The sequence below is a fragment of the Microbulbifer sp. JSM ZJ756 genome, assembly GCF_044383805.1.
GTDB classification, from domain to species: domain Bacteria; phylum Pseudomonadota; class Gammaproteobacteria; order Pseudomonadales; family Cellvibrionaceae; genus Microbulbifer; species Microbulbifer zhoushanensis.
Genome location: NZ_JBISER010000029.1, coordinates 1 through 875, shown reverse-complemented (window position 1 = coordinate 875; position 875 = coordinate 1). Strand labels below are relative to the sequence as shown.

At 64.9% G+C, this 875-nt stretch carries 1 protein-coding gene; it reads left to right on the top strand.

What is annotated here, in order from left to right; genetic code table 11:
- Nucleotides 1-875: hypothetical protein (locus ACH6CX_RS18480; protein WP_396676210.1), on the top strand; the 875-nt coding region annotated here is incomplete at both ends.

The following is an 875-nucleotide window of genomic DNA, read 5'->3' as shown; positions in this document are numbered from 1 at the left end:
GACTTCACCGCACCGGTGGGCACCGCCAGCAGCGACGACCGCGTCACCCTGACCGACTACGACCGCACCAGCCGTGCGGTCAGCGTCACCGAGGCCGACGGCAGCGTCACCCAGAACCGCTACGACGCCGCCGGCAACCTGCTGCAGGAAACGCTGTACGCCAACACCAGCGACCCGCGCACCCGCAGCTACACCTACGACCTCAACAACCGCATCGAGACCTTCACCGACGTGGACGGTACCGTCACCCACTTCAGCTGGGATGCGGCCAACAACAAGACCGGCGAGAAGATCGTCTCCGCCACCGACCCCAACGCGGTGCGCGAGACCGTCTACGCCTACGACCTCAACAACCGCCAGGTGCAGCAGGTGTTCGACCCGCAGGGCCTCAACCTGGTGCAGTCCACCGCCTACGACAAGGCGGGCAACATCATCACCCAGACCGATGCCAACGGTAACAGCGTGCATTACGCCTACGACCTGGCCAACCGCATCCTGTCCGAGACCAACGACCTGGGCGAGGCGACCGAGTACACCTACGACCGGGTGGGCAACATCAAGACGATGGAAGACCCGCGCAACGTGGTGACCGAGTACGAGTACGACGACAACAACCGCGTCACCCGCGAGCTGGGCGCCACCGTGCAGGTATACACCCTGGGCATGGAAAACCCGGTGACCCAGCGCCTGGAGATCACCCGCAGCTACGACGCCTTCGGCAACGAAGTGCAGACCGTCGATGCCGCCGGCTACACCACCACCCGTTACTTCGACGCCAACGGCCGCCAGGTGGCCGAGCTGAGCGCGGACAACGTGCTGACCGAGTGGAGCTACAACGCCTTTGGCGAGAAGGCCAGCGAGACCCTGTACATGAC